This is a genomic window from Winslowiella sp. 2C04, assembly GCF_050037805.1.
GTDB classification, from domain to species: domain Bacteria; phylum Pseudomonadota; class Gammaproteobacteria; order Enterobacterales; family Enterobacteriaceae; genus Erwinia; species Erwinia toletana_A.
Window position 1 is genome coordinate 4,600,696 of sequence record NZ_CP188300.1, and the last position, 18,805, is coordinate 4,619,500.

21 protein-coding genes are annotated in these 18,805 nt (G+C 51.0%); 13 read left to right on the forward strand and 8 right to left on the reverse strand.

The genetic code is table 11. From position 1 onward, the window contains the following. Positions 1-158: 158 nt before the first annotated feature. Positions 159-356: a hypothetical protein gene (locus ACP3TC_RS20960; protein ID WP_313854896.1), complete on the forward strand. Its 198-nt coding sequence runs from the start codon at positions 159-161 to the stop codon at positions 354-356. A 1-nt stretch (position 357) separates the two neighbouring features. Then, a complete protein-coding gene (locus ACP3TC_RS20965; RefSeq protein WP_313854895.1) occupies positions 358-1,122 on the forward strand; it encodes a hypothetical protein in 765 nt (254 codons plus the stop codon). Positions 1,123-1,155: 33 nt separating this feature from the next. On the opposite strand, the gene ACP3TC_RS20970 is transcribed toward ACP3TC_RS20965, so the two are convergent. Beyond that, entirely contained in the window at positions 1,156-2,076 is a 921-nt protein-coding gene (locus ACP3TC_RS20970; protein WP_426817186.1) for a sugar ABC transporter substrate-binding protein, read from the reverse strand. Between the two features lie 315 nt (positions 2,077-2,391). Here ACP3TC_RS20970 and ACP3TC_RS20975 point away from each other — a divergent pair, with 315 nt between their 5' ends. Then, complete coding sequence (locus tag ACP3TC_RS20975; protein WP_426817187.1) at positions 2,392-3,516, forward strand: GNAT family N-acetyltransferase; 1,125 nt, start codon at positions 2,392-2,394, stop codon at positions 3,514-3,516. Positions 3,517-3,624: 108 nt separating this feature from the next. Further along, positions 3,625-4,227, forward strand: coding sequence for an alpha/beta hydrolase (locus tag ACP3TC_RS20980; RefSeq protein ID WP_313854892.1), 603 nt, complete (start codon positions 3,625-3,627; stop codon positions 4,225-4,227). A gap of 47 nt (positions 4,228-4,274) precedes the next feature. On the opposite strand, the gene crcB is transcribed toward ACP3TC_RS20980, so the two are convergent. After that, positions 4,275-4,649, reverse strand: coding sequence for a fluoride efflux transporter CrcB (gene crcB / locus ACP3TC_RS20985; RefSeq protein WP_426818308.1), 375 nt, complete (start codon positions 4,647-4,649; stop codon positions 4,275-4,277). 103 nt (positions 4,650-4,752) lie between these two features. Between crcB and ACP3TC_RS20990 the strand changes: the two genes are divergently transcribed. Beyond that, positions 4,753-5,340, forward strand: a complete 588-nt coding sequence (locus tag ACP3TC_RS20990) for a sugar O-acetyltransferase (protein ID WP_313854890.1) — start codon at positions 4,753-4,755, stop codon at positions 5,338-5,340. An 8-nt stretch (positions 5,341-5,348) separates the two neighbouring features. Here the strand turns inward: ACP3TC_RS20990 and ACP3TC_RS20995 are convergent, their stop codons facing one another. Beyond that, positions 5,349-6,371 carry a zinc-binding alcohol dehydrogenase family protein gene (locus tag ACP3TC_RS20995; RefSeq protein WP_313854889.1) on the reverse strand — a complete coding sequence of 341 codons (1,023 nt, stop codon included), beginning with the start codon at positions 6,369-6,371 and terminating at the stop codon, positions 5,349-5,351. Positions 6,372-6,509: 138 nt separating this feature from the next. Between ACP3TC_RS20995 and ACP3TC_RS21000 the strand changes: the two genes are divergently transcribed. Together ACP3TC_RS21000 and ACP3TC_RS21005 are read left to right on the forward strand one after the other, a co-directional pair. After that, entirely contained in the window at positions 6,510-7,412 is a 903-nt protein-coding gene (locus ACP3TC_RS21000) for a GntR family transcriptional regulator (RefSeq protein WP_313854888.1), read from the forward strand. A 229-nt stretch (positions 7,413-7,641) separates the two neighbouring features. Continuing rightward, complete coding sequence (locus ACP3TC_RS21005) at positions 7,642-9,000, forward strand: MFS transporter (protein ID WP_426817188.1); 1,359 nt, start codon at positions 7,642-7,644, stop codon at positions 8,998-9,000. Between the two features lie 40 nt (positions 9,001-9,040). On the opposite strand, the gene ACP3TC_RS21010 is transcribed toward ACP3TC_RS21005, so the two are convergent. Next, the gene (locus ACP3TC_RS21010; protein WP_426817189.1) at positions 9,041-9,583 is read right to left on the reverse strand and encodes a cysteine hydrolase family protein; all 543 of its coding nucleotides are present in this window, start codon (positions 9,581-9,583) and stop codon (positions 9,041-9,043) included. Between the two features lie 178 nt (positions 9,584-9,761). Then, on the reverse strand, positions 9,762-9,839 hold the full coding sequence (gene azuC / locus ACP3TC_RS21015; protein WP_390902558.1) for a stress response protein AzuC: 78 nt from the start codon (positions 9,837-9,839) through the stop codon (positions 9,762-9,764). Between the two features lie 285 nt (positions 9,840-10,124). Between azuC and ACP3TC_RS21020 the strand changes: the two genes are divergently transcribed. Beyond that, positions 10,125-10,556, forward strand: coding sequence for a DUF1090 domain-containing protein (locus ACP3TC_RS21020; RefSeq protein WP_426817190.1), 432 nt, complete (start codon positions 10,125-10,127; stop codon positions 10,554-10,556). A gap of 127 nt (positions 10,557-10,683) precedes the next feature. On the opposite strand, the gene mntP is transcribed toward ACP3TC_RS21020, so the two are convergent. Next, a complete protein-coding gene (mntP, locus tag ACP3TC_RS21025; protein ID WP_426817191.1) occupies positions 10,684-11,256 on the reverse strand; it encodes a manganese efflux pump MntP in 573 nt (190 codons plus the stop codon). Positions 11,257-11,596: 340 nt separating this feature from the next. Here mntP and ACP3TC_RS21030 point away from each other — a divergent pair, with 340 nt between their 5' ends. Together ACP3TC_RS21030 and ACP3TC_RS21035 are read left to right on the forward strand one after the other, a co-directional pair. Next, entirely contained in the window at positions 11,597-11,839 is a 243-nt protein-coding gene (locus tag ACP3TC_RS21030; RefSeq protein ID WP_313854880.1) for a DUF1158 domain-containing protein, read from the forward strand. A gap of 22 nt (positions 11,840-11,861) precedes the next feature. Then, positions 11,862-13,313, forward strand: a complete 1,452-nt coding sequence (locus ACP3TC_RS21035) for an alpha/beta hydrolase (RefSeq protein WP_313854879.1) — start codon at positions 11,862-11,864, stop codon at positions 13,311-13,313. Here ACP3TC_RS21035 and ACP3TC_RS21040 read toward each other — a convergent pair. Beyond that, positions 13,291-14,745, reverse strand: coding sequence for a PLP-dependent aminotransferase family protein (locus tag ACP3TC_RS21040; protein WP_426817192.1), 1,455 nt, complete (start codon positions 14,743-14,745; stop codon positions 13,291-13,293). The genes ACP3TC_RS21035 and ACP3TC_RS21040 overlap by 23 nt on opposite strands. Positions 14,746-14,827: 82 nt before the next feature. On the opposite strand from ACP3TC_RS21040, the gene ACP3TC_RS21045 reads away from it, so the two are divergent. Both ACP3TC_RS21045 and ACP3TC_RS21050 read left to right on the forward strand, forming a co-directional pair. After that, positions 14,828-15,283: a carboxymuconolactone decarboxylase family protein gene (locus tag ACP3TC_RS21045; protein ID WP_426817193.1), complete on the forward strand. Its 456-nt coding sequence runs from the start codon at positions 14,828-14,830 to the stop codon at positions 15,281-15,283. 314 nt (positions 15,284-15,597) lie between these two features. Further along, positions 15,598-17,235, forward strand: coding sequence for a malate:quinone oxidoreductase (locus ACP3TC_RS21050; RefSeq protein WP_426817194.1), 1,638 nt, complete (start codon positions 15,598-15,600; stop codon positions 17,233-17,235). A 323-nt stretch (positions 17,236-17,558) separates the two neighbouring features. Here the strand turns inward: ACP3TC_RS21050 and ACP3TC_RS21055 are convergent, their stop codons facing one another. Further along, positions 17,559-17,783, reverse strand: a complete 225-nt coding sequence (locus tag ACP3TC_RS21055; protein WP_313854877.1) for a helix-turn-helix domain-containing protein — start codon at positions 17,781-17,783, stop codon at positions 17,559-17,561. A 394-nt stretch (positions 17,784-18,177) separates the two neighbouring features. Between ACP3TC_RS21055 and ACP3TC_RS21060 the strand changes: the two genes are divergently transcribed. Then, the gene (locus ACP3TC_RS21060; RefSeq protein WP_426817195.1) at positions 18,178-18,801 is read left to right on the forward strand and encodes a helix-turn-helix domain-containing protein; all 624 of its coding nucleotides are present in this window, start codon (positions 18,178-18,180) and stop codon (positions 18,799-18,801) included. Positions 18,802-18,805 lie beyond the last annotated feature (4 nt).

An 18,805-nucleotide genomic window follows, 5' to 3' on the forward strand; every position in this document is an offset into this window, starting at 1 on the left:
TTTGATAATACTGACGATTACTCCAGCGATAATTACCGATCCCCTGCCCGTGCAGCCGATGCGCTGAACGGGCGTTTAAACCCTATAATGCAGAATTATCTTCCTGTCCCTTCCCCGCAGACGCTCTACACTTAACGTTCAAAAGAGGGAAGATATCTATGTTCAGACTGGCTCGCTCACTGTTTTCCAGCCCGGAAAAGTTATTGCAGGTATTAAATCGTAGCGATATTGAAGAGTCGATTGCCGATGGCGAACGTATCATTATCGACGAAGATGGCAACGCTACGGTGAATATCCTTAGCGAAGAGGTGCAACGTGATTTTGACGAGCACGTTAACACGTTGAAGAGGGCTTGAGATGGGTACCGCGATATTTATGGTGCTGATGGTGTGCGGCTACTGGTACACCAGCCGCGACCTCTCTACCCGGTTTAAAATCAAACGCTCCTTCGGCTGGGACGTCTACTTTCTGGTGGCGCTTTACGGCTGCATCTTTGTACTGCAAGGTGTGATCGCGACCGGCCTGACCTGGCTGATATTGCTGACGGTGTCGGCCACGCTTAACACGCTGCCACAGTTCTCCGGCTTTGAACATCACCATTACCAGATTGAATTTATGAACTGGAGTTTTCTCGGCATTCAGGCCCCGGTGGTGGTGATGCTGTCATTTGCGATACTGTTCTGTTTATATCGCTCAAACTGGGCGCCCAGTGCACGGCTGAGCAGCAGCGGCAGGCAACGACTGTATAAGCGCCTGACTCGCGCCAATGGCGTGGAAGGAATACTGTATCAGTGTATGGAAGAGGGTGAGCTGGCGTGGATAACGCTGAAGTCCCGGCGTATTTACATCGGCATGATCCATACAGCTTCTTTTGACAACTCAACCGCCAATAATTTGGTGCTGATCCCCATGCTGAGCGGTTATCGCAACAGTAAATCACTGGAACTCTGCGTCGAGCATAATTACAGTGCCTGGTATGCAAAACATGATATTACGCTGATCTCAGAGCCTAAATCGGCGATGGCGTTTCGTAAGGTTATCCTGCTCGATCAGATTGAGAGCCTGTCGTTATTTGATCCGGCCAGCGCCATGGCATTACAGATGCAGGCTGATGAGAACTAACGGCCAGCAGAATGCTCTGCTGGCCGCAACTGGTTACTGTTTGTCGATATAACTTTGCATATTCTCTTTGGTCACCAGCTCAAACGGAATCCAGTAGTAAGGCTCGAGTTTTTCGCCTTTAATCAGACGCTGGGCAACATCCACTGAGACTTTACCCTGACCAACCGCGTCCTGAAATACCGTCACCTGCATTTTGCCGGAAGCCAGCGCCTTCAGGCCATCCGGCGTGGCGTCGATGCCGCCAACCAAAATTTTAGCGTCGGTCTTTTTCGCCTGTTGCAACGCCATAATCGCGCCAATCGCCATTTCATCATTGTTGGCGGCCACAATATCGATCTGCTCACCGTTGGTCAGCCAGTTAAGCATTAGATCCATGCCTTCGTTACGCGAATAGTTGGCGGTTTGTTTTAGCACCACCTTCATTTTCGGGTACTTCGCCACGACCTGCTCAACATCTTTGGTGCGCTGCACCGCTCCGGCGTCGGTCAGATTGCCGATCATAATCGCCACGTTGCCCTGATAATTTGCCAGCTTCGCCAGCGCTTCCATCTGCATTTTGCCGGACTCTTTCTCATCCGAACCGACAAACACGACACCGGCAGGGAGTTTCACATCACCGGGCGTGCGGTTGACATACACCAGGGGAATATTTGCCTGCTGTACCAGTTTGGTTATCGCTGGCGTACCCGCCGAATTCACCGGATCGACAATAATCGCGTCAACCCCAGCACTGATAAAACTCTGCACCTGATCGGTCTGGCGACCGACATCGCCGCGCGCATCCTCAAACTGCACCTCCAGCCCGCGCGCTTTTGCTTCTTTATCAATCGACTGGCGAATAATAGTCAGGAAGTTCTGATCAAAATAGGCCATAGAGACACCGATGGTTTCGGCAACGGCCGAACCGGAACAACTGAGTGCAGCAGCCAGCAGTAATTTTTGGGCAAATTTCATTATGATTCTCCGCGAGGCAGATGAAAATCTATCGTAATCACTATTTTTGGAACTTACGTTTCATTTATATCGGGAGTGTCGGCAGAGAAACACCCGGCTACTCTTGCGCTGAGAGTAGAATCAAACCCGACAAATAAGCAACTTAACAAGTTAATAGCCGGAATGAATGTCACAAATTACAAGTGACTTAAATATTTCAATTATGGACTTTATGGACTGAGGGCTTGTTTTTAACCCCTTCCGGGCGCTGATTATCCCGGACAGCCACTGCCGACTTGCATTACACTCGACTTTTCACGCCCACGGAGCCTGTTGATGTCTGTCACTCGCCTGACCTCATTGTCAGCACTGCCCGCCGCCGAATGGGACGCGCTGCTGCCGGATGATAATCCGTTTCTGCGCCACGCTTTTCTCTCGACGCTGGAAGAAAGCGGTTGCCTGAATCAGCACAGCGGCTGGCAGCCTGAACATCTGCTGTGGTATCAGCAGGGCTCGCTGCGCGCGGCGATTCCCGGCTATCGTAAAAGCCACTCGCGCGGTGAATACGTTTTCGATCATGGCTGGGCCGACGCCTGCCACCGTGCTGGTATTGCTTACTATCCGAAATGGCTGGGAGCGATTCCGTTCAGTCCGGTGACAGGAGCCAGAGTTCTGGGTGATGCGGGGGCGGCCAGCCAGCTGCTGGCGCAGCTGCCCGACTATCTGTTACGCCACGGTCTGTCAGGCGCACATATCAATTTTACCGATGCGCAAGCTGACGGCCTGTTGGCGGCCCAGCCAGACTGGCTGGAACGCCATGGCTGCCAGTATCACTGGCATAATCGCGGTTACCGCGACTTCCAGGATTTCCTCGACAGTTTACTGTCGCGCAAACGTAAACAACTGCGTAAAGAGCGCCAGCAGGTGGCGGCATCCGGCATTGAATTTATCTGGCTGGAAGGTGCGCAGGTGACGGAAAATCAATGGGATTTTATCTACACCTGCTATGCCAATACTTATGCGGTGCGCGGGCAACGTCCCTATCTGACGCGAGAATTTTTCAGCCTGCTGGCGCAGCGGATGCCGGAGAATATCCGCGTGGTGCTGGCACAACTGCGCGGACAACCGCTGGCAATGGCCTTCAGCCTGGTCAGCGGCAGCACTTTTTATGGCCGCTACTGGGGATCGATAGCCGAGTTCGATCGGCTACATTTTGAGACCTGTTTTTATCAGGGGATGGAATATGCCATCGCCGCCGGGCTCAGCCATTTTGACGCCGGTGCGCAGGGCGAGCATAAGCTAATCAGAGGATTTGAGCCCACGTTAACCCGCTCATGGCATCATCTGTGTCATCCCGGTTTACGTGCGGCGGTGGATGATTTTCTCCGGCAGGAGCGTGCCGGGGTTGCCGACTGGATCGTTGAGGCGCGCGACGCTCTGCCTTATCGTAAAGCGGATTAATCGCCGCTGGCGCTGTCAGTTGATCTGGACGATGAACGGCGTAATTATGTTGAGTCACTGACTTCTTCTTCAAGCGTGAAGTGAAGAAATTCGTATTCAGGAGTAGAGATGGAAAGAAGTTTAATCATTATGCTGCACGGTGTCGGCAGTAACGGCGACGATCTGGCGGGTTTAGGCAACCACTGGTCACCGGCATTACCCGGCGCGATCTTTGCTTCACCTGATGCACCGTTTCACTTTGAGCATGGTGGCGGTTACCAATGGTTTAGCCTGAACGGCATTACCGAACAGAATCGTCCGGCGCGGGTGGCTGAGGCGCGTGAAGCCTTTGACGCTAAACTACAGAGCATTCTTGAAGCCCATCAGATGAGTGAGCAACTGCACCGCGTAGTGCTGGTCGGTTTTTCACAGGGATCGATTATGGCGCTGGATGCGCTGGTAACCGGACGCTGGCCGGTCGCCGCCGTGGTGGCATTTTCCGGGCGACTGGCTTCACCTGAACCCTTGACGCCGACGAAGCAGACGCCAGCACTACTGATTCACGGTCAGGCTGATACGGTGATTCCATGGGCGGAAAGTGAATCTGCCGCGCTACGGCTGATCGCTGCAGGCGTGCAGGTGAAAACCCAGATTGAACCAACAACCGGCCACTCTATTTCCGCCGAGGGCGCACAAACCGCCGCTCAGTTTATTGCTGACTGTCTGAAATAAATCTGAAATGACGGGCGGCGAGAACGTCGCCCCATTAAAACGGCTATTTAAAGCATCGTGATCACTGCAAACCCGGCAAACGCCATCAGCACCGAACCAATGACATGGGTCATAACACTGAGCATTGCCCACAGATAATTACCGCTTTGCAACAGCGTCATAATTTCTGCCGAAAAGCTTGAAAAAGTGGTCATGCCGCCGCATAAGCCGGTCACGATTAATAATTTCCATGCCGGATCAAGCTGCGGATTTTTAATAAAATACGCCAGCGCCATACCGATAATAAACCCGCCCACCAGATTAACGATCAGCGTTCCCGGCGGCAGATTGGGAAATAACGGATTAAAGCGCACTGAAATCAGCCAGCGTATTACGCAGCCTACCGAGCCCCCTACCACTACCGCCAGCAAAGATTTAATCATCATTGAAACATCCTCAAATCTGTCTGCCAGAGAGTATAGTTGCGCTGGGTGTAACTAAAACTAAACTGTGAAGCATTACTCAGCTGAAAACCAGGTTTCACTCATGAAAGAGATGGAAAAAGCCGCTGCGGGATTGCTGTACGACGCTAATTACGATGCAGAAGTTTTGCGTCAGCGCGAAGAAGCGAAAGCGAAGTTATTTGACTACAACCATACGCATCCGCGTGACGGTGCCGGGCGCACGGCGCTGCTGCGATCCCTGCTGGGAAAGACCGGTGAAAACTTCCTGTTTGAACCGCCATTTTATTGTGATTACGGTTTTAATATCGAAGTCGGTGAAAACTTCTACGCCAATATGAATCTGGTGATCCTCGATGGCGCGAAAGTCACTATTGGGGATAACGCGTTTATCGCGCCGAACGTCGGTCTGTATACCGCCGGGCATCCGCTGGATGCCGGGCGCCGTAATCAAGGGCTGGAATACGCTTTTCCTATCACTATCGGCAATAATGTGTGGATTGGCGCAGCCGTCTCAGTGATGCCGGGCGTGACGATTGGCGATGGCTGCGTAATTGCCGCCGGCAGCGTAGTGACTAAAGACCTGCCGCCAAATGTGCTGGCCGCCGGTAATCCCTGCCGGGTGATGCGTGAAATTACCGAGGCCGATAAACTGAAGTATCGCGAGGCTTAAACGCGGCTTCAGAAGTGAATCACAGCCTTAATTAACTGCCGGTTATTAATCACCTGCTCCTCAAACACGTCAGCCAGACTGGCAAATTCGAAGTGCTGATTCAACATCATACCGGCGGTGATTTTACCTTCGCCCATCAATTGTCTGACCCGGGTAAAATCCTCCAGCGTGGCATTGCGGCTGCCCATCATTGTGGTCTCTTTCTTGTGGAACTCCGGATCAGAGAACTGCAAATCGCCTTTAAACAGCCCGACAAACACAATCGTGCCACCATGCCGAATCAGGCTGATGGTGTTGTTCATCGCCTGTGGACTACCGGTAGCATCTATCACTTTCGCGGCCAGCATGCCGGAGCAATGCTGACGCAGTGCCATTTCGAAATCCGCGTCGAGCGGGTTCAGCACCGGTAAACCAAGCGTGTCGGTAACATGCTGACGACGAAACTCGCTGGTGTCGGCGACGATGACATTCGCTCCTGACGCTTTGGCTATCGCCGCCACACCCAGGCCAATCGGCCCGGCACCCACCACCAGCAGATCTTCATCCGGCTGCAATCCGGCGCGGCGCACCGCGTGGGCACTGATAGCAAAAGGCTCGATCAACGCCGCGGTTTCCGCCGGTAGATCGTCAACCGCCAGCAGATTCGCCGCAGGCACGCTGAGATAGTCGCCAAACCCCCCATCCTGATGAACACCAATTACCGAAATATTTTCGCAGCAGTTGGTTTTACCGCTGCGGCAAGCACCACAACGTAAACAGGACACATAAGGAATCAGCGCCGTGCGTTGACCAATATGCAGATGCTTCACCTCACTGCCGAGCGCCACGACTTCGCCGCACAGCTCATGACCGAGTACGCGTGGATAGCTGAAAAACGGCTGATTTCCTGCCCAGGCATGAATATCGGTGCCGCAAATTCCTGCGGCGATGATTTTGATCAGCGCTTCATTCGCTTTCGGGGTCGGTTTCTCAACCTGCTGATAAACCATTTTTCTCGGTTCCGGGCATACCAGCGTGTTCATCATCGTCATGGCTAATCTCCTGTTGTCTGTGCGCTGTTATGGCGTAAAAAAACGACGCGGAAATTTCATCAGTGCAGAACTGTGACCGTCGACTGATTTTTTGGTCTTCATGTGGTTTTTAATAGCTTAAAAAAACCGGGAGACACCATGAGCCGATCGCTGGAACTTCGTCAGAACGTGATCAATCAGATGATTGACGCCATGGTGCATCGGCATATCCGTTCACCGCTGCCCCCGCAGGCGGCACTGGCCGAAATGTTTAATATCAGCCGGACCACCGTGCGCCATACGCTGGCGCATTTTGAGCAATGTGGCGTGCTGGAGAACGTTGCCGGATGCTATCTGATTGCCCGTCAGCCCAATGAGCAGGACGGTTTTAGCGAGCTTTATCCACCGGTGGATAAACAGACCACACTGTTTGAACAGGCTTTTTTCCAGATGATTAATCAGCGCCAGCTGAAAGCGGGCGACACGTTTTCGGAAATTAAGCTGGCACAGTCGGTAAAGGTCAGCCCGGTGGTGGTAAGGGAGTTTTTACTGCGCTTCTGCCGCTATGACCTGATTGAACAGGTGCGGCGCGGCTACTGGCATATGAAAAAATTCGATCAAAACTACGCGGAAAAACTGTTTGAGCTGCGCGAAATGCTGGAAACGCACGCGCTTAATCGCTTTATGAATCTGCCTGGCGATGACGGACGCTGGATGCAGGCCAGAGATCTGCTCGATCGCCATCGCCAGATGCGCGATACCATTGCCAGCAGTTACCGCATGTTTGCCCAGCTGGATAAAGAGATGCACTCACTGATTCTGTCAGCGGCAAATAATCCCTTCTTCAATCAGTCTCTTGAAATTATATCGGTCATTTTTCATTCACATTATCAGTGGGATGAAAGCGATTTAAAATCACGCAATATCGTTGCGCTGGAAGAACATATGGCGATTCTCACCGCGATGCTGAGCCGCAATGACGTAGACGCTCACTGTGAACTGCATCGCCATCTGTCTACCGCCAAGCAATCGATGATTCGCTCAATTAATCAGTACAACTGAGTCTGCGGCAGCGTTTTTTTTCATCCTGTCGCCAGAAAAAGCGATTAAGTACCGATAAAAAACCGCAAAGCATTAGCTGTCGCACGGAAATGAAACAACCTCGTAACACGCTCAATTTTTGCCCTCTAGTCTGCTGATCTGTTAATCCCCAAACCCCGACTGGCAACCGACCCTCTGGTGAGGTTGCCGATGCAAAATAATAAAACTCTACATATTCCGGGAGTGAGTAATGGAAAATAGTCGCAGCGTAACCGGTAACGAAGCCAGTACCGCTAAGGGCGCCGATCCCGTTGATTTCGTGCCTGCTCGCGGCGCGATTTTACGATCGCCACGGATCAAAAAGATTCAGACCACCGCAATGATATTGTTGTTCCTTGCGGCCATCATCAACTATCTCGACCGCAGTTCACTGTCGGTCGCAAATATGACGATTCGCGGTGAGCTGGGCCTGAGCGCCACTGAAATTGGCTTTCTGCTGTCTGCTTTCTCACTGGCCTACGGCATTGCTCAGCTGCCCTGCGGCGCGCTGCTGGACCGCAAAGGGCCGCGCATCATGCTGGGTATCGGCATGTTTGTCTGGTCATTTTTCCAGGCGCTGTCCGGGCTGGTACATAACTTCACCCAATTTATTCTGGTGCGCATCGGGCTGGGTATTGGTGAAGCGCCGATGAACCCGTGTGGCGTTAAAGTGATCAACGACTGGTTTAATATCAAAGATCGCGGCATGCCGATGGGGATTTTCAACGCCGCTTCTACCGTCGGCCTGGCGATCAGCCCCCCCATCCTTGCGGCAATGATGCTGGTAATGGGCTGGCGCGGCATGTTTGTCACTATCGGGATACTGGGGATGTTCCTCGCGGTGGGCTGGTACATGCTGTATCGCAACCGCGATAACAGCACTCTGACCAGGGAAGAGATTAATTATCTGGAGGCGGGCAGCGTCCGCGCCAGCAAAGAACCGTTGAGTTTTCGCGAGTGGCGTGGACTGTTCAGAAACCGCACCATGTGGGGGATGATGATTGGCTTCAGCGGCATTAACTACACTGCCTGGCTGTATCTGGCCTGGTTACCGGGTTATCTGCAAACCACGTATAACCTCGACTTAAAAAGCACCGGCCTGTTGTCCGCGATTCCTTTCCTGTTTGGCGCTGCTGGTATGTTGCTGAATGGTTTTGTCGTCGATGCGCTGGTGCGCAAAGGCATGGAACCGCTGAAAACCCGCAAAATCTGTATTGTCGCCGGTATGCTGTTCTCTGCCGCCTTTACTGCGGTGGTGGTGCGCGCCGACAACACCGGCAGTGCGGTGGTGTTAATTGGTATGGCGCTCTTCTGCATCCACTTTGCCGGCACCTCCTGCTGGGGCCTGATTCACGTGGCGGTTAACTCGCGGATGACCGCGTCAGTCGGTGGCATCCAGAACTTTGCCAGCTTTGTCTTTGCCTCATTCGCCCCGGTAGTCACCGGCTGGATCCTTGACACCACTAACTCGTTCAGTCTGGCACTGACCATCTGTGCCTGCGTCACGGTGCTGGGTGCGATGTCCTACCTGTTTGTCGTTCGCGACCCGATTATCGATACGAAACTCTGAGTTTGTAACCGGCTGGCGGCAGCACTGTCGCCAGCTTTCATCAGCGCTTAAAGCTCACTTCATCGCTTGTCAGTAAAGTAACAAATGGACCCGAAAGCAGCTTATTGTGGTGAGCCACGATTTGCTCAGCGCTCTGCACACCATTAGCGAAAGTACTGTGAGCATCACTGACCAACACGGTGTCCAGACCCAGATCGCGGCCAGCACGACAGGTGGTATCGACACAGTAATCCGTCTGCATTCCCGACACTATCAGCTTTTTGATACCTTTCTCTGCCAGCAGGCTCATTAACGACGTCTGGTAAAAACAACTTGGCCGCGTTTTGGTCAGATAGCTGTCGTGCTCTTCCCGCTGCAATTCGGGCGCGATCTGCCACATCTCGCTGCCTTGCGCCAGAATCGTTCCATCCGGCCCGGTATGCTGCACAAAGATAATGGTTTGCTGGCTTTCGCGCGCTTTAGCGATCAGCTTATTAATATTATTAAGTAAGCTTTCTCTGGCCCAGGGCGTCTTTTCACCATTTACCAAACCATTTTGCATATCAATAATCAGCAGAGCAGCAACGTGTTGACTCATCATCATCTCCGGTTAAATCGCCTGTAGGGATAGCCAGACTGGTTTAACTAATACATTGCCTGATAAGGGAAAAATAGCAAGAAGAGAGAATTTACAGGGAGAAAAGCAGAGGTTTGATAACCATCGGTCGATCCTTAACCGTGGCTATCGAGGGTTCTTTGCTGACCGGTTTCGGGATGAAAACTCAGTGCAGTGCGCCCGGCGGTACGTGCTTATAAGCTTCAACGTAGGTGCGAAATACATATTTAAAGAATTTTTTCATGGTGCTACCTGGTTCAAATTTTGTTTAATAACGCAAAAAATTATACAATCCGCACGTTTTTCAGGCAAATTTATTTGAAGTAGATCACAAAATCTTACCTGAACAGCCAGATTCAACGTTAATGACCACTTGATTAGTGTTGACTTATCAGCTTGCGCCCACCACCATCCATGCCTGCTCGCAGGGAATGTTTTTCAAAAAAATGAGAGCGCATCTGCACGACTCTTCAGCCTGCAAAACTTGCCGTAGCATTTGGCTCCGGCGACTCATCAATTAAGGAAAAAGATGATGAAAAAATTAGTATCCGTTCTGGCCGTTGTGGCTTCAGTTGGTATGTTCGCCTCTGCGCATGCAGCAGAAAGCTGTTCCGCGAAAAGCGCAGCTCTGGAAAAAGAGATCAGCATCGCTGAACAATATGGCAATACCTATAAAGTCGCCGGACTGAAAAAAGCGCTGGCGGAAGTGAAAGCGCACTGCACTCCTGCAAGCGTGCTGGCTGACGCGCAGCAAGACGTGAATAAGCTGGAGAAAAAGCTGGCTGAAAAAAATGATGATGTTGCTGAGGTTGAAGCAGACCTGAGCACCGCGAAAGCCAAAGGTGATAGCCAAAAAATCGCTAAATACCAACGCAAGTTAGCCGAAAAGCAGTCTGATGTGAGTGAAATTCAGCAGGAGCTGAAACAGGCACGCACTGAGCTGAATGCGCTGCAAAAATAAGTCGTGATAAAGCTTATTGCGGGCAGCACGTCTGCCCGCAATACTTATTTAATCAGGGATGAAGTTTCGTCGCCGATTGCGGAAGAAAATCATGCCATTTCAGTGAGATAAGACGTTTTAAGCGCACTTAGCCCAGCAGCTCTAAATGTTCCACCAGAATGCTACAGCCAATACCAATCAGCACCACACCCCCGACCACTTCAGCCCATTTTCCCATTACCGGGCCAATAAAGCGGCCTAACAAAATCCCGCTTGCCGCCATCAAAGCCGTCATAGCACCAATGGTCAGTGCGGTTGCCACAATATTGACCTGCAGGAATGCCAGACCCACACCAACTGCCATGGCGTCGATGCTGGTCGCTATCGCAGTGGTGACCAGCAGTAAAAAGCCGTGGCGCTGTGGCTGTTGATGCTCTTCGTGCTGCGGGCGGCGAAAACCTTCAACGATCATCCGCGCACCGAGAATAAACAACAGGGTGAAAGCCACCCAGTGATCCCACGCCATAATATACTGGCTGGCCGCAAGGCCGATGGCCCAGCCGATCAACGGCGTTAAAGCTTCAACCGTGCCAAAAATCAGCCCGGTACGAATCGCTTCTTTCAGCGTCGGGCGGTGCAGCGCGGCGCCTTTACCCAATGCAGCGGCAAAAGCATCCATTGACATAGCAAATGCAAGAATCAGTGTGGCGTAAACGTTCATTGTTGTTATACCGACTGCGTGCTGACGAAATTAAAAGTCTGCTTTTCGTCAAAATTGTGCGAACTTTCCAAAAGAGCGCGCATGCTATCACGCAGTGGTTCAGATAAAAAGACAATAAAATCATGGATTTGAGTATAGCCTTGGCTATACATTTTAACGCAGGCTAACTTGCCCGTTGCTGAATTCTGTGGGCCAGACGACGCTGGCCCTATACAGATCAAAGCGTTATCTTTGGAAATGCCTGAGAAGATGCGCAGCCTGCTGGCACGGGCATGAATATTGAATCTGAAGGAATATTATCTGACAATGCCGGTTCACTTTAGCGAACAAGTCTGAACGCATGAAAAGCACCTTTGAAACCTTTCTGATCCCAATGGGCATCCTGATGCTCGGTTTTCTGTCAGCCCTGCTGCTGCCGGCACCGTGGTTTGGCGTGCAGCTGACTAAATCGCTGATGGCAACCTTCCATTTGCAGGATATTGGCCAGCTGTACACGCTGGTATTTTGCCTGTGGTTTCTGTTATTAGGCGCTATTGAGTATTTTGTTATCCGCTATATTTATCGCCGGTACTTTAAAATTTAATCGCTAAAGGCACAAAATCACGATGTTAAAACGGACCAGGACCTGGCTGAAACGCGCAATCATTTCGTTTGTCATCGTGGCAATTGTGCTGCTGGCAATACGTATTACCGTGACAGAGCGCGGGCCAGATCTTGAGCTGTGGCACACCTATGTACCGGAAGAGCTGAGCGCCAGCGCGATGGACAGAGCCAACTGGGCTACGTGGGCAGAAAATGAAAACCGTGTTTTTGCCGCAGTAAAAGCCAACGTCACTGACAAACTCAGTGACGATCAGCCGGAAACGTTCAATCGCTACGCCGCGAAAAGTCCGGTTTATCCACCCGGCTTTGCCCATGACTGGAACCGTTCTTATATCTTGCTGCCAGAAGGAAAACCACGCGGTGCGGTAGTGTTGCTGCACGGCCTGACGGACTCGCCTTACAGCCTGCGTCATTTTGCGGAAAATTATCAGCAGCACGGCTTTGTTGCTGTCGCTATTCGTCTGCCAGGACACGGCACCGTGCCGGGCGGACTGACGCGCGTCAACTGGGAAGACTGGATGGCGGCCACGCGGCTGGCAGTGCGTGAAGCCCGCCAGCGGGTTCCGGCCGATGCTCCACTGCATATTATGGGATTTTCCAATGGCGGTGCGCTGGCAATGAAATATGCGCTGGACGCGCTGGATGATCCACGGCTGGTGATACCGCAGCGTTTGGTTCTGATTTCACCAATGATTGGCGTCAGCGGCTATGCCCGTTATGCCGGACTGGCCGGGCTGCCTTCACTGTTACCGGCATTTGCCCGCACCGCGTGGCTCGGCATCCTGCCGGAGTTTAATCCATTTAAATACAATTCATTTCCGGTAAAAGCTGCGCGGCAGTCTTATTTGTTAACCCGTGCGCTACAGAAGGAAATTCTCGATTTTGCGCGCGCTGATGGCTTAAACCGACTGCCTCCGGTACTGACCTTCCAGTCGGTAGCGGATGCCACCGTCAGTACGCCTGCGGTAATCAATGCGTTATACAATCAGTTACCGGCTAACGGCAGCGAACTGGTGTTATTTGATGTCAATCAGTCGGTACGCCTGTCACCGTTAATGCGCAGCAGCTCACTGCATGCAAGTGAACACTTACTACCGCCCCCTCCAAGGCGTTACACTACTACACTGATCACCAGCGCCTCCCACACCAGCAGTGAAGCTGTCGCTATACGCACGCTGGCCGGTGAAACCGTCTCGGTGACCGAGCCGCTGGGGGTGAAATATCCGACGGATATCTATTCACTGTCGCACGTCTCGCTGCCGTTCCCACTTAGCGACTCGCTGTATGGCCGCTACCCGGACAAACCAGAAGAATTTGGCGTCAGTTTTGGCAGCCTGACGCCGCGCGGCGAACGCTCGGTGCTGATTGTCAGCCTTGATATGCTGATGCGTATCTCATCCAATCCGTTCTATCCCTGGATGTTGCAGCGCGTCAATCAGACCCTGGAGAAGTAACCACCGGCAAATGTGCGTCAACTAACTGGCGCAGTTTTTGCGCGCACTGTTCAAAGCCGTCGCCTGGCATATTGGTCACCCCTAATATCAGGCCATACTGGCGCAGCTCATCACGCTGAAACCATGCTGACAGCGGCGAGGGAGCCATACCCCAGGCCAGCGCTTCACGAGCAATGATACGGTCGGCGATTCCCGCCGGTAGCTGCACGATAACCGCCAGCCCGCCGCGCCGGAGCTGGGGAAAATGCGGTTGCAGCGCCTGCATCATTTTCTCCATTCGCTCGGCATAGAGGCGCTTCATGCGGCGCAAATGGCGTAAAAAGTGACCCTCACGCAGAAACTCCGCCACCGCGTTATGCGATACAGCACCCGATGCCGGAGCCATTGCCGCCGCGATATCACCAAAGCGCGCAGCCAGCGCCAGCGGGACGACGACAAAACCGAGGCGCAGCGCGGGACTGAGCGTTTTGCTGAACGTGCCGATATGGATGACCCGCCCGGCGCTGTCTCTTGAAGCCAGCGCCGGAGCCGCGCGGCTGCTAAGCTGCAACTCGCCTAAGTAGTCATCTTCAATAATCCAGCGGTGATTTTCCTGTGCCCATGCCAACAGCTCACTGCGACGCTCCGGCGACAGTGCCATACCCAGTGGTGACTGCTGCCCGGCAGTCACCAGCGCGAAGCTGGCGGCAGGCGCACGCTGTATCCCTTCACTTACCCTGATGCCCTGCTCATCAACCGCAATCGGCACCGGCTCAATACCGACTAATCCCAGCGCCTTACAGGCCAGTAAGTAGCCCGGTTCCTCAATCCACGCCTGAGCGTCACGAAAACCCATTGCCAGACAGACCAGCCCCAGCGCACCGGCGTAGCCGTTAGTAATAATGATTTGCGCTGCCTGACAGTTAACGCCACGCGACATCGCCAGGTACGCCACCAGTTCCTGACGCAGTGCCAGGCTACCACGCGGATCGGGATAACAGACTGGCTGGGTGGCACTACTACGTGCATGGCGTTGCAGAATACGTGACCAGACGCTGGCCGGAAAGGCATCAGTTGCCGGTACGCCCATCTGAAAGGTCAGTGGCGGCGTATCATAGTCACAGACGATATCCGGCAGTGGCGTCAGTGCCACGGATGGCACGGAGTTTGAAATTGTGATCGGCGGATATTGGGTAATAAAGGTTCCGGCCGCACCTTTCGCTTCCAGCAGCTGACTGTCAGCCAGCATATCGTAGGCGCTTCGCACAGTGCCACGCGCAACGCCAAGCTGCGCGGCAAGGTCGCGGCAGGACGGCATTCGCGCCCCCGGTTTTAATCGTCCTTCACCGATCGCCTGAGTAATGGCACTGCGAATCTGCTCGGTTAATCCGCTACGCGCATCGCGATTGACGCTGATTCTGAATGGACCACTATTTTTATCAGTTCCTGGCACTTTTTCTATTCCATCACAGAGAAGAGAATACTCATCAACGCCACAAGGCTAACCCAACATTAATGATGGCAGGAGAGATATAATGAGCGAACGTATTGATTTTTCTCAGGTTGCACCGGCAGGCATGAAGGCACTCGGCGTGGTTTACAGCTATGTCTCGCAAAGCGGCCTTGCGCATGAGCTGGTCGAATTGGTGTTCCTGCGCGTTTCACAGATTAACGGCTGTGCATACTGTATCGATATGCACACTAAAGCGCTGCACAAAGCGGGCTTAAGCTGGGATAAAATCGTGCTGACGCAGGTGTGGCATGAGTCGGGCACGCTGTTCAGCGCAAAAGAGAAAGCAGCGCTGGCGTGGGCCGAAAGCCTGACATTAATCGCAACGCAAGGCGCGCCTGACTCATTATATGCGTCACTGGCTACTCAGTTCAGCGAAAAAGAGATTATTGATCTGACTATCGCGATTGGCCTGATGAATACCTATAACCGGCTGGCTATCAGTACGCGAAAATTACCGGACAGCGCGCCGCGCGACTGATCCGCTGTCGATAATCTTTTGAAAGCAATTTTTGTTAACATTTCAGGCTGATACCCTCTTCAGCCTTATCGTTTCAGCCCGTCAAAATCCCGCTACATATTTTAAATTTTAAACAAATTGTTCAAATTAATTTCAGGAATGTTATATTTCTGCTCGCATGTATAACGTGCAGTTAAGCAAAATGACGCTTTATGTTGCTTTACTCGTGAGTGTCCTTTTTATCGTGGTGGAAATAGATTAACCGCTCATCAGAAGCTGGAACTCTATCGCCTGCAAAGAAATGTTGAGAAATCAACGGTTGGAGATGTCGCATAATGCGCAAAACAGCATTAATTCTCGCGCTGTGTATGAATGCTTTTGGCTTTAGCAAACAAGCAGTTGCAGAACAAGAAAAGAACGTCGATGTATTGCTGATCGGCGGCGGAGTTATGAGTGCCACTCTGGGGACTTATCTGCATGAACTTGAACCGAATTGGTCCATTGAGATGGTCGAACGTCTTGATGGCGTAGCACAAGAGAGCTCTAACGGCTGGAACAACGCCGGTACCGGCCACTCAGCGCTGGCTGAGATGAATTACACGCCGGAAAAAGAAGATGGTTCGATTGATATCTCCAAAGCCGTAGAGATTAACGAATCCTTCCAGATTTCACGTCAGTTCTGGTCTTATCAGGTACAGAAAGGCGTGCTGCAAAATCCACGCAGCTTTATTAACACCACTCCGCATATGAGCTTTGTCTGGGGCGACGATAACGTCGATTTCCTGCGCAAGCGCTATGCCGCACTGCAACAGAGCACGCTGTTCCGCGGAATGGAATTCTCAGAAGATCATCAGCAAATTGAACAGTGGATCCCACTGGTGATGGAAGGTCGCGATCCTAAGCAGAAAGTTGCCGCGACGCGCATTACCATCGGTACTGATGTTAACTTTGGCGAGATCACCCGTCAGTTAGTGGCATCACTGTCAAAAAGCGACAAATTTAATCTGCAGACCAGCCACGAAGTGCGCGATATCACGCGTAATGACGACGGTAGCTGGAATGTCACCATCGCTGATCTGAAAAATAATGGCGCAGAGAAAACCATTAAGGCGAAATTCGTCTTTATCGGTGCCGGTGGCGCAGCGCTGCCACTGCTGCAAAAGTCAGGTATTCCTGAAGCGAAAAACTATGCCGGTTTCCCGGTTGGCGGCGAATTCCTCGTCACTGAAAACCAGGAAGTGGTAAAACGTCACCTGGCGAAAGTGTACGGTAAAGCCTCCGTTGGCGCGCCGCCAATGTCCGTTCCGCACCTCGATACCCGCGTACTGGATGGCAAACAGGTTCTGCTGTTTGGTCCGTTCGCTACCTTCTCCACTAAGTATCTGAAAAACGGTTCACTGTGGGATATGTTCGGTTCCATCACCACCTCTAACGTGATGCCGATGATGCACGTTGGCATGGATAACTTTGATCTGGTGAAATACCTGATCAGCCAGGTGATGCTGTCTGATGACGATCGTTACGAGGCGCTGAAAGAGTACTTCCCGGACGCGAAGAAAGAGGACTGGCATTTAGTGATTGCAGGCCAGCGCGTGCAAATCATCAAGAAAGATGCCGAGAAAGGCGGCGTACTGCGCCTGGGCACCGAAGTGGTCTCCTCGCAGGATGGCAGCATCGCCGCACTGCTCGGTGCTTCACCTGGCGCATCAACTGCGGCACCTATCATGCTGGATCTGATGAACAAAGTGTTTAAAGACAAAGTCGCTACGCCAGAGTGGCAGGCTAAACTGAAGGAGATCATCCCTTCTTACGGCCAGAAACTGAATGGTAACGTTGCCGCGACAGAAAAAGAGTTGGGTGATACCAGCCGTATTCTGCAGCTTGATTACACGCCAATGACCCCAGCGGCGAACGACGATTCAAACGCTAACGACGCTCCGGCAGCAGCACCCGCCGCGGCAGCGCAGAACTAGTCGATAAGTCAGCTTGTCTGAACAACGGCGGCAATTATGCCGCCGTTTTTTTTTGCGATAATCCTGTTTCGTAGACATTATTTGCCCTTTAACTCACGCGGCAATTCCTTACGCAGGAGAACGTTAAGCCGCGCCTTACCGAAGGGGAATACCGCGGTAATCAAGCTCGCTGTCAGACTTTTTAGCCAGATTCTTTAATTCAGCCTGGCGTTTATCAGTCAGCATCTTCAGCAAAATAAAAATCTAAATTTCCCTGGTGTGGAGCAAAGAGATAACAGCAAAACAAGCTGTTATGTAAGGCTATGAAAATAAATATTAATTTATTAAATTTTATTCAGATATCGGCTGGGCCATATCTCTTCAGGTGCGACTCCAATGGCGTGAGAGATAATCTTTTCCCCACGCGGCCAGGGCCTTTGTAATGCGTTAGTCAGCGTACCTGATGACAGACCATTTTCTCTCGACAGAGCAGCAAGCGACTTTTTCTTCTTTCTGACGGCAGCAAGGATATCTTCCCGATGCCAGTCTTGCGAAGTGACTCCATTCATTTTATCTCCTGAGAATAAAAATTTTAAATTAAGAGTTAACAATCAAGCCCCGTCACTAATTTACGCTCCATTCTACTTCTGACTCTAAATTTTCAGTTAAACCATCAGCCAGTCATACTTACGATGAAAATTAACTTTTCCCCTCAATAAAAGTCAACATAAATAATATATTTCATAAAAGTAAACGTAAAAGAATACAGTTTGCATAATTAAATGTATCTAATTAGAACATGTAATTACAGCAACATGTAAAACATTGGCCTTATTGAAAAACACAATTAATAATAGCGTATTTTTATATATTTATACTTTCTTTTACTATTAAATTATAGTAAAGAAATTAGAAGTACCTATATTCTGAAACAGTTATGTCAAATGCAGGGAAAGCTAATCTATGAAAGTATCCGGCTCTCAAAGAAAAGAAAACATAATCAATAATATAGAATATATTATACGAAGTCGGGGTGAAACGAAGGTGTCGTTTTCCAACCGCACCGGCGTAACGCGTGCAACGTTATATAAAATCCTTGAAGGTAAGGTAGATAACGTCCAGCATTCTACCATAACCCGTATTGCTGACTTCTTTGGCGTGGCATGCGATATCATTGAAAACCATGATTTAGAGCAGATTGAGTTCATTGAGAAGATGCTCTCACCTGAAGGAGATAAAAATCCTGCGGCAATTCCGGTGATACCGCAGTCAGTTTTTATGTCGTGTTTTAAACAAAGAATTGGATTTCTGGCTACTCAGTATCCGGTAACATGGTACTTTGGTGACGTGTCTAATATGGTGGCATTAAAAGTAGAAGACAATATAAAAAATATATTTTTCCCTGGAGATATACTTATTATAAAGCGTCACAGCCCGCCATCTAATAAACAGCTTGGACTCTTTTATTCAGAAAAAAACGGAATAAATTTCAGTCAAAATAATAATGTTGATGATAATATGCTACAATATAATGAAATTCTGCTGGGAGCAGTTATTGAAGAAAGAGTGAGTTTAAATGAAATGTAGTTTA

Coding starts and splice junctions, on each gene's coding strand:
- ACP3TC_RS20960 (WP_313854896.1), top strand. CDS start 159: ATGTTCAGACTGGCTCGCTCACTGTTTTCCAGCCCGGAAAAGTTATTG.
- ACP3TC_RS20965 (WP_313854895.1), top strand. CDS start 358: ATGGGTACCGCGATATTTATGGTGCTGATGGTGTGCGGCTACTGGTAC.
- ACP3TC_RS20970 (WP_426817186.1), bottom strand. CDS start 2,076: ATGAAATTTGCCCAAAAATTACTGCTGGCTGCTGCACTCAGTTGTTCC.
- ACP3TC_RS20975 (WP_426817187.1), top strand. CDS start 2,392: ATGTCTGTCACTCGCCTGACCTCATTGTCAGCACTGCCCGCCGCCGAA.
- ACP3TC_RS20980 (WP_313854892.1), top strand. CDS start 3,625: ATGGAAAGAAGTTTAATCATTATGCTGCACGGTGTCGGCAGTAACGGC.
- crcB (WP_426818308.1), bottom strand. CDS start 4,649: ATGATTAAATCTTTGCTGGCGGTAGTGGTAGGGGGCTCGGTAGGCTGC.
- ACP3TC_RS20990 (WP_313854890.1), top strand. CDS start 4,753: ATGAAAGAGATGGAAAAAGCCGCTGCGGGATTGCTGTACGACGCTAAT.
- ACP3TC_RS20995 (WP_313854889.1), bottom strand. CDS start 6,371: ATGACGATGATGAACACGCTGGTATGCCCGGAACCGAGAAAAATGGTT.
- ACP3TC_RS21000 (WP_313854888.1), top strand. CDS start 6,510: ATGAGCCGATCGCTGGAACTTCGTCAGAACGTGATCAATCAGATGATT.
- ACP3TC_RS21005 (WP_426817188.1), top strand. CDS start 7,642: ATGGAAAATAGTCGCAGCGTAACCGGTAACGAAGCCAGTACCGCTAAG.
- ACP3TC_RS21010 (WP_426817189.1), bottom strand. CDS start 9,583: ATGATGATGAGTCAACACGTTGCTGCTCTGCTGATTATTGATATGCAA.
- azuC (WP_390902558.1), bottom strand. CDS start 9,839: ATGAAAAAATTCTTTAAATATGTATTTCGCACCTACGTTGAAGCTTAT.
- ACP3TC_RS21020 (WP_426817190.1), top strand. CDS start 10,125: ATGATGAAAAAATTAGTATCCGTTCTGGCCGTTGTGGCTTCAGTTGGT.
- mntP (WP_426817191.1), bottom strand. CDS start 11,256: ATGAACGTTTACGCCACACTGATTCTTGCATTTGCTATGTCAATGGAT.
- ACP3TC_RS21030 (WP_313854880.1), top strand. CDS start 11,597: ATGAAAAGCACCTTTGAAACCTTTCTGATCCCAATGGGCATCCTGATG.
- ACP3TC_RS21035 (WP_313854879.1), top strand. CDS start 11,862: ATGTTAAAACGGACCAGGACCTGGCTGAAACGCGCAATCATTTCGTTT.
- ACP3TC_RS21045 (WP_426817193.1), top strand. CDS start 14,828: ATGAGCGAACGTATTGATTTTTCTCAGGTTGCACCGGCAGGCATGAAG.
- ACP3TC_RS21050 (WP_426817194.1), top strand. CDS start 15,598: ATGCGCAAAACAGCATTAATTCTCGCGCTGTGTATGAATGCTTTTGGC.
- ACP3TC_RS21055 (WP_313854877.1), bottom strand. CDS start 17,783: ATGAATGGAGTCACTTCGCAAGACTGGCATCGGGAAGATATCCTTGCT.
- ACP3TC_RS21060 (WP_426817195.1), top strand. CDS start 18,178: ATGAAAGTATCCGGCTCTCAAAGAAAAGAAAACATAATCAATAATATA.